Origin of the sequence: Microcoleus sp. T3_B1, from assembly GCF_036700445.1 — a bacterium.
Lineage (GTDB): Bacteria > Cyanobacteriota > Cyanobacteriia > Cyanobacteriales > Microcoleaceae > Microcoleus.
This window is the reverse complement of the sequence record NZ_JAUBOX010000049.1, coordinates 1-8203: the sequence shown is the minus strand read 5'-3', so window position 1 is coordinate 8203 and position 8203 is coordinate 1. Positions and strand designations below refer to the sequence as shown.

Below are 8203 nucleotides of genomic sequence, written 5' to 3'. Positions count from 1 at the left end.
CTTTGTAAACAAACAGATCCGCACCTGAACCGCCAGTCAGAATATCTGCACCGCTGCCGCCGCTGAGGATGTCAGCAAACTCAGTACCAGTGACGCTGTTAGCATCAGCATTTCCGGTAAACAAGACAGGAGTGGTGAAGTTGTAACCGCCTGCACCAGAACCGAAGTTGTTAAAGTCGGTTGGGTAAGTGTTCCCAGCAGCAGTTAAATCGACAATGCTGCCTGAGTTGGTAGTAGTACCAGCAGGAGAGGCGATCGTACCTGTAAATACAAAGTCCGCCGTTCCCAGATTGCTAGCAGCAGTACCCAGATTCGCTATCAAGGTAGAACCACCGGCCACCGTACCGTTCGAGTCAAAATACAACTCTGTTTCGTTCGACGCATTAGTAAAGGCGAAGAAACCAGCAGTTGTAGAATTGCCCAGGGCTTTAGCTTGTGCATCTTGCAAAGAGGCATAACTTCCGCCTGTGAAAATCACTAACTCTTTGCCAGTAATGTCAGGAGAAACCCCGCTAACACCGTCAAAGTTAGTCGTAGTCAAATTGCCGAAAGCGCTCGCGCTAAACTCGAATTTGTCTACCCCAACAGTAAAGTCGGAAATTTTATCGCCGCCTTCTTTAGTTGTCCTGTAAACAAACAGATCCGCACCAGTGCCGCCGCTTATGACATCCAAACCGAGGCCGCCGGTGATGGTATCGTTGCCGTCGCCGCCCTTGAGGTTATCGTTAAAATTGCTGCCGACAATCTTGTCATCGCCTGCTAAACCATCGAAATTAACTGCAGCCGGATAAGTGCCGAAATCCACATTGTCAGGGCCAGCAGTACCGACAGGAACATTTAGTGACGTGCCGCTGAAGACAAAGTTACTGACTTGCAGGCGAATGCTTGCCGAGAAACTCGTGAGAACTTCAAAGCGCGCCCCAACAGCAAATACCAGTACAGCACGACCGGTCTCGGCATCTATAAACTGACAGAAAGTAGGCGCTTCTCGGTTGCCACCCAAAGCTATAAACCGCGCTTGCAAAGACGCGATGCTGTTAACAGTGATATCCGTGGTGAAGTCGAGCAAATTAGCGCTGCCGATCGACCCAACAGCAGTAGTAGCCGTAATATCCAGTCGGGTCAAGCTAGAAACGATGAGATTACCAAAAGCTCCAGTAGAAAGCTCAAAAACATCGTCATCGACATTAAAGTCAGTAATAAAGTCAGCTTCTACAACTGTTTGAATCTCTTGGCGGGAAGTGCGGTAAACAAAGCGATCCTTTCCATTACCCCCTATTAGAGTATTGGTTCCTAGACCGCCTTCGATCGAGTCATCGCCCTCATTTCCGGTTAATGTGTCATTGCCACTACCGCCGATGATTTTGTCTATGCCGAGGCCACCGTCGATCGAGTCATCGTCATCACCGCCGTCGATCTCGTCATCGTCATCGCCGGCTTTAACTTTGTCCTTGCCTTTGCCTGCTTTGATTTTGTTTTTGCCTTTACCGACTTCGATCGAGTCATCGTCATCGCCACTGTCGATATCGTTATCGCCATCGCCGGCTTTAATTTTGTCCTTGCCTTTGCCGCCGATGATTTTGTTGTTGCCTTTGCCGACTTCGATCTCGTCATCGTCATCGCCGCTGTCGATATCGTTATCGCCATCGCCTGCTTTAATTTTGTCCTTGCCTTTGCCACCGATGATTTTGTCCTTGCCTGTGCCGGCTGTAATGTCATCGTCACCATCGCTGCCTTCGATGTCGTTATCCAGCGTCAGAGAACCGACAATAACTTGAGGTGCTGTAGTGCCAGCAAACTTAAAGAGATTTTGCTCGACATTCAAGCTAAAACGCTGGTTGATGAGAGATCTTTTGCCGTTGCTAACTTCAAAAGCAAAACTAAGCGCACCGACAAAACCTACTGCCGCTTTGAATTTTACCAAGCCTTCGTTAATGTCTGCTTGAGAGAAGGTAGAACCGACTTGTGCTGGGACTCCCTTAACCAATAGTTGGCCGGTTGTAGCATCGGGCAGCTCGGTTAGCTTGAAGACTGTGCCGCCAGGACCTTGCTCGTCATCGACAAACCGCAACAACTCAGGAGTAATAGTTTGCTCGCCGCCGCTGGAACCAGCAGTCAAGGGCTGATTAACTTCCGCTCGCGGAGGGTTAAAAATCGGAGGGGGAGTTTGAACCGGAGTGGGAGTTGGACTTGGAGTTGGAGTTGGAGTTTGAGGATTAACTCCCAAAAAGTCGCCAGCAGTGATCAGCGTTGCGTTGACATTCAACAATAGCGCCAAGGCGAAGTTATTGACCCGAATTTCGGTATTTGCACCGACTTGTATAAAGGTCAAGCTGCTAAAGTTCAAGTCGCCAAACAGCAGAAACTTGTCGCTGTCGTCTGCGTAGTCAGTGATGACTGCTTTTGCCCCAGAGGTACTGTTACTCACGACATAAACGTCATCTCCAGCACCGCCGACACAGGTATGGTTGCCAGTACCGCCCATCAGCGTATCGTTGCCGTTGCCGCCCATCAGCGTATCGTCGCCGTTGCCGCCGCCGCTAACGCTGTCGTCGCCGTCGCCGCCGTCTGCCATGTCATTACCGTCGCCAGTAACGAGGGTATCCTTGCCGCCACCGCCCATCACGCTGTCGTCGCCGCCACCGCCCATCACGCTGTCGTCGCCGTCGTCGCCTGCACAGTTGTCGTTGCCGTCGCCGCCGATCACGGTATCGTTGCCCGCACCGCCGCTAACGCTGTCGTCGCCCTCGTCGCCTGCACAGTTGTCGCTGCCGCCACCGCCTAGCACGGTATCGTTGCCGATGCCGCCGCTAACGCTGTCGTCGCCCTCGTCACCGCTGCAAACGTCGCTGCCGCCACCGCCTAGCACGGTATCGTTATCTTTGCCGCCGTTAACGCTATCGTTGCCGTCGCCGCCGCTAACGTTGTCCTTGCCTGCGTCGCCCCTGACGGTATCGTTGCCTTCGCCGCCCTCGCACTTGTCGTCGTCTTTGCCGCCGTAGATGGTGTCGTTGCCGGCGCCGCCGTTAACGTCATCCTTTCCTTCGTTGCCGTGCACCCCGTCATCGCCGTCATCGCCTTGGCAGGTGTCGTTGCCGCTGCCGCCAAAAAGGGTGTCGTTATCTTTACCGCCGTTAAGGGTGTCGTTGCCTTTGCCGCCCTTAACGTTGTCGTTGCCACGATCGCCCTTTATTACATCGTCGTCATCGCCGCCCTCGCAATCATCGTCATCTTTACCCCCGTACATTTCATTTTTTTTGCCAGGGTTTCCTTTGATTTTGTCCTTGCCTTTTTGGCCGAATATCTTATCCCGATCGCCGGTGGCGACAATTACGTTATCGCTATCATCACCAACGAGGGTTCGGCGATCAATGCCGCTGCCATCATCGTTGCTCGCACCTTCTTCTAGTACGCCGTTAAATTCCGCAATTTGCTTGTTATCAGCAGCACCTGTTTCGGATGCACCCTTAGACGGATCAGGAGATTTGGTGGTAACGCCGTCGGGGTTTTCGATCGCTTGCTCAATTAACTTGGCTAACTCCTCCTCGGTAATTGTAGAGCTGTTGTTGCCTAAATTCCCGACTGGATTTTGTGTTTCCTCTCGAACGGGAAAAAGTGTTTCCGGTTTTTTTTCTAACGTTGTTACGTCTGGTTCCATTGTTGATATTTCCCCAAAAAAGGTAAGCTTCTTAGAATCACTTTATCAGCAAACAGGAGGCTGCAGAAGAAAAAAAAATAACTTCATGCTTTCGCCTGCTAGAGGAGCTGGTTTCCTCATTTTTACTATTATAGATGCCACTTAAACAGCAAGGTTTTTTTCGCTCTGTTGCGAGTTTTATATTCTGCCATTGCGTACCACAATTAATTGCTCTGCAACCTACACTGTAATTACTGCGCCGAAGCGCCGAGCATTTGAGCTGTTCTCGGTAATTTCTCCAGTAAGCTGCGCCGAAGGGCCCCTTATTGTAGATTCTCTACGTAATTTCTACAGTGAATTAGCTGAATTTAAACTCGCAACTGACAACTCCTAAATAACTACCCAAAACCTGTATCCCCCAAATTCTACCCTTGCTTTTTTTCCGATCTAGGCTGGGTGTATTAAAGTTTTGTAACACTCCCAGCTTTGACAAATCCTTCCCTGACCTAGGATTTGAATCTCTTGACTAAACGACAGCACCCTCCTAATTTTAGTTCCCGATGATTAATTAAAAATTTAGATCATTCGCCCGGGCAAATATTTGTTCTAATTTTTAGTTGCACAAATTTTTATCGAGTTGAGGAAACATCGCGAACTGAGAAAAATTTTTTTTTTCTGATTAATACTAAGAACCTGCCAAAATTTATCTATCTCAAGACAGATTGTAAAATTTTTCCAAACAGAGTAAGAGATGCAGGAGTCGTTTTTGGTGACAGTTGCAAGATCGGCATTTTGAGCGGGAACGACCCACGGCGAGGCTGCCCAACCCTATTCCTTTGTAGAGACTTCGCTACCAAATCCAATAATTCTCCGAGAAACCGGCCTGATGAGGCGTAATCCTCTAGATGCCAAAAATGATGGTTGCTGGAGAGTACCGGAATAATTTGATTTGCCTTGTATTGTTGAGAGTTCTTGGCGGGTTAAGTTTATTTTTGCTGCTTAACTTTAACTAGATTAAGAGAGTTAAATTAAAAGTTTTCTATATCATAAAAGCGGAAAATTAGCAATAAGTTATTAGCAATTATCGATGGTCAACTATCGATTATCGATCGCCACTGAGGTCTTAAGGATGAGGGCGGAGAGCTTACGGATGAGAGTCCAGGGCTGACCAATTAATTAATTGACACAAAATCAAGATTACACATGGGGGGTTGGTGGTAGAGGATAAGCCGTAAAGACCGATCGACCGATCGCCCAAAAAAATAAAATACTCAAATTTCCCTGCGATATTGCCCTGAAACCGGTTGGCGAGAGCCGAAGTAATTTTAATAAGAACTAGAGATCCGCCTGGTAAAGTGCCTCCAATTTAACTTTACTCAGCAATGAGAAACTCAAGTTCACGACAAATCTAAAGGGGTCTGCGGTAGAGGTGCAAAATGTTAAAGATAGCAAGATTGGAGAAAATTCGGCTTTCACCGAGCCACAGGGCAATCAAAACTAATAAACTGTTATTAAAGTACAACTTTTATATCCTCAAAGTGTTTGAACAAATATATATGACGCCAGCGATCGCCCGATCGGGGGAAGCGCATTCAGAAACTTTGATTCAAAGAGTAAAAATTATTTTGCCGATCGCTCTTGCTAGCCGCAAAAACGCAGGCAAATTCAGAATTAAGGCGGGAGGGCGCTAAATCCGTGAGCCAGGAATTTCAACTCTCAGTCACCCCTGTTGGGGACGACGAATATCTAGTGCGGACAGAAAGGGTTGCACCCGGTGTACCCTTAGCCGAACAACAAGTCCGCTGGCCGATCGACGAATGGCTTGCACTGTCTGCTCAACTGATGAACGACCCGCTGGTGGGCTTGCTCCAGGGAAAAGCATTACACGGAAGCAGTTTGGCCGGTCGCGGCCTCTCCCGTTCGGGACCCAACTCAGTGCCGAATTTAGTAGCGCTCGGACAACAATTATACAGCGGGCTGTTTCAAGGAAACTTGCGCGATAGCTGGACTTGCGCTCAAGGCATCGCCCAGCACCGCCGAGAAGTGCTGCAACTGCGACTCGGACTCAAAGGCCGGCGCTTGCCACGGCTGCCGTGGGAAGTGCTGCACGCGGGCGATCGCCCTTTGGCAACTGGCACCGATGTCGTGTTTTCTCGCTACCAACCAGGTACAAGTTTGTTCAAACAAACCCGGATACTGCCTAGTGGTGGGCCACTAAAAATTTTAATGGCGATCGCCTCTCCGAGCGATCGAGACAGCTTGCAGCTTAAGCGAGAAGTGCTCCATTTGCAACAAGAACTCCAAAACCGCACCGGTCATCCTCTCAAAAACAGCCCCCATTGCCCGGAAATTCAACTGACTATTCTCGAACAGCCCGATCGAGAACAACTTACCCAAGCCCTAGAACAAGGACACTACCAAGTCCTGCACTACGCAGGCCACAGCAACTTAGGTTCCAGAGGTGGGGAACTCTACCTAGTCAGCAGCCGCACCGGCTTAACCGAAACCCTCAGTGGCGACGACTTAGCTGGATTGCTCGTTAACAACGGTATTCAGATGGCCGTGTTCAACTCCTGCCGCGGCGCCTACGGCGACCCCTCAGACCTCGCGGACGACAGCCCGGAACGGAACTTAACCGAAGCTCTAGTGAAGCGGGGCATTCCGGCAGTGCTAGCAATGGCAGAAAGCATCCCCGACGATGTAGCCCTAACTCTGACACGGTTGTTTTACCGCAACCTCAATCAAGGCTATCCAGTCGATCTCAGCCTGAGCCGGGCCAGAGCTGGGCTAATTTCTGCCTACGGTTCTCACCAGCTATACTGGGCTTTGCCGATTCTCTACCAGCACCCGGACTTTGACGGCTATTTGACCGGCGCCCCAGTCCACAGCGCGACCTCCGGTTCTATGGTGCACATAATCGGGTCGGGAACGCAACCGGCGATCGCGGGTACTGAATGGAAGGCTGCGTCTTCGGTTTCGGCGATCGCCCAATACCCCCCAATCCCAGCCAATAGATCGCATGAGTCAGACAATTCTGACGGCGAAGTCTGGGAATATCCCAACCAATTAAAAGATCGCAGGGATTGGGTTCACCAGAACGATCGACCCGATGCTGCTAATTCACCGAACTCACCGACGGCTTCGCCCTCCTCTATTCCTAATTCAGAGTGTGCGGCGATCCAAGCAACTCGCGCCGCTGCAGCGACTCAGAAACCGTTAAAAAAACCGGGGTTGAAAAAATCTGTGGCCCTGATGCTTTGCTTATTGCCCGTTGCTTTGAGTGCTGGCTTTTTTGGGTGGCGGCACTCGAACCAGCGAAGCACGAAACCAGAAGAGTTACTGCCGGCGGTACGGACTCCCCTGTCGCAAAATTACCTGCAACAACGTCACTAAGGAATGAAAAATTAATAACTTGCACAATTAAACCCCAGAAGCCTTGATCCAAGGTCAACTATTGCTCTATTAGTCACCTTATTTATTTTTCATTCCTAAAAGCGATCGCCCACTGCAATGCTGAATTTAGACCCCCTTGGCCCGGCTCCAAACTGGGTGGGGTTTTTGCTGGCCATTCGCGATCGGCTGCCGCTGGCCATTCGCGATCGAAAGTATGCTGCTCGATCGAATCTCGGACTTACGTTCATCCAGCCGGTTTTTACCGAAAATAAGCAGCAGCCCAACCAAGCATCGAGGAAGAAACCGGGTTTCTCGTCGAGCAAGTAAGTCCGGGACTCTTAATATAAAATTAGTCAGTCGATTTGAGATTTTAGACTTCGGCTTGAGCCCTGAGTCGAAGGATTTGAGATTTTAATTTTACTCCACAGATAAATCTGGGAACAGGAACAAGACTCTAAAATTTTGATCTCTCCACGACAGGAGTCGGTGGCTTGTATGCGTTTTTGAGCGGGCTGATTCGGCCGCAGGAGCATTCGTCATTCGGCACAAGACAATAAAAGCCAGAGTTGCCACAATTAAGAACGTCCTCACCCTCAGCGCGCTTATTTCACAATAATTAATTATGGAAGCGGCTGTGAGTTTGACAATCAAGCATCCAGGATACCCGCCACGTGATTCATTCCGAAAGCAGACTCAGGACCGGTGAAATAAAAAACCTGTATCCGATAAAGGCGCCCCGAATTTATCCGTGGGGTCAAGGCTTCAATCTAAAATCTAAAATCTAAAATCTAAAATCGATTGACGCGCCCCTCCAGTTGGTGCATAAATTTTGAGAGTATGGCAGTTTACAGGCCACGAGTGGAAACCAATACATTTCCATGCAAACTCCATGTCGGGAACCGCAGCTAATTTGTAGTGCATCAAACATTTAAGCTGTGGTGCATTTAACTCGGTCTTTTTCAATTCCCCTGTGGAAGTAACCTCAAATTCTCTGGCTTGGGGCCGGAGGAGGAAGATTTTCCCGAGTTCCCCGTAGAAATCTACTGATTCCTGGCGAAGTGTTAAGAGTCGCAAAGCAATCTCGCCCGATCAAAACTATGGGAGCATCTCATATTTGTAAAAATACTTCTTCTGGCTCCTTCCTTCTTCTGGCTCCTTCCTTCTTCTTCTTTC

5 protein-coding genes are annotated in these 8203 nt (G+C 49.4%); 3 read left to right on the top strand and 2 right to left on the bottom strand.

Annotation, left to right across the window (positions count from 1 at the left end):
- A partial coding sequence (locus QT990_RS22940; protein WP_333465783.1) for a cadherin-like domain-containing protein occupies nt 1-3658 on the bottom strand: 3658 nt, incomplete at its 3' end.
- A gap of 1415 nt (nt 3659-5073) precedes the next feature.
- On the opposite strand from QT990_RS22940, the gene QT990_RS22935 reads away from it, so the two are divergent.
- From QT990_RS22935 to QT990_RS22925, 3 genes are all read left to right on the top strand, one after another.
- Entirely contained in the window at nt 5074-5328 is a 255-nt protein-coding gene (locus QT990_RS22935) for a hypothetical protein (protein ID WP_333147775.1), read from the top strand.
- A 4-nt stretch (nt 5329-5332) separates the two neighbouring features.
- Nucleotides 5333-7030, top strand: coding sequence for a CHAT domain-containing protein (locus QT990_RS22930; RefSeq protein ID WP_333147773.1), 1698 nt, complete (start codon nt 5333-5335; stop codon nt 7028-7030).
- A 117-nt stretch (nt 7031-7147) separates the two neighbouring features.
- A complete protein-coding gene (locus QT990_RS22925; RefSeq protein WP_333147771.1) occupies nt 7148-7357 on the top strand; it encodes a hypothetical protein in 210 nt (69 codons plus the stop codon).
- Between the two features lie 447 nt (nt 7358-7804).
- On the opposite strand, the gene QT990_RS22920 is transcribed toward QT990_RS22925, so the two are convergent.
- Complete coding sequence (locus QT990_RS22920; protein WP_333465782.1) at nt 7805-8104, bottom strand: hypothetical protein; 300 nt, start codon at nt 8102-8104, stop codon at nt 7805-7807.
- Nucleotides 8105-8203 lie beyond the last annotated feature (99 nt).

What these genes read in the sequence shown, in the direction of transcription:
- QT990_RS22935 (WP_333147775.1), top strand. Translation starts at nt 5,074, where the DNA reads ATGTTAAAGATAGCAAGATTGGAGAAAATTCGGCTTTCACCGAGCCAC.
- QT990_RS22925 (WP_333147771.1), top strand. Translation starts at nt 7,148, where the DNA reads ATGCTGAATTTAGACCCCCTTGGCCCGGCTCCAAACTGGGTGGGGTTT.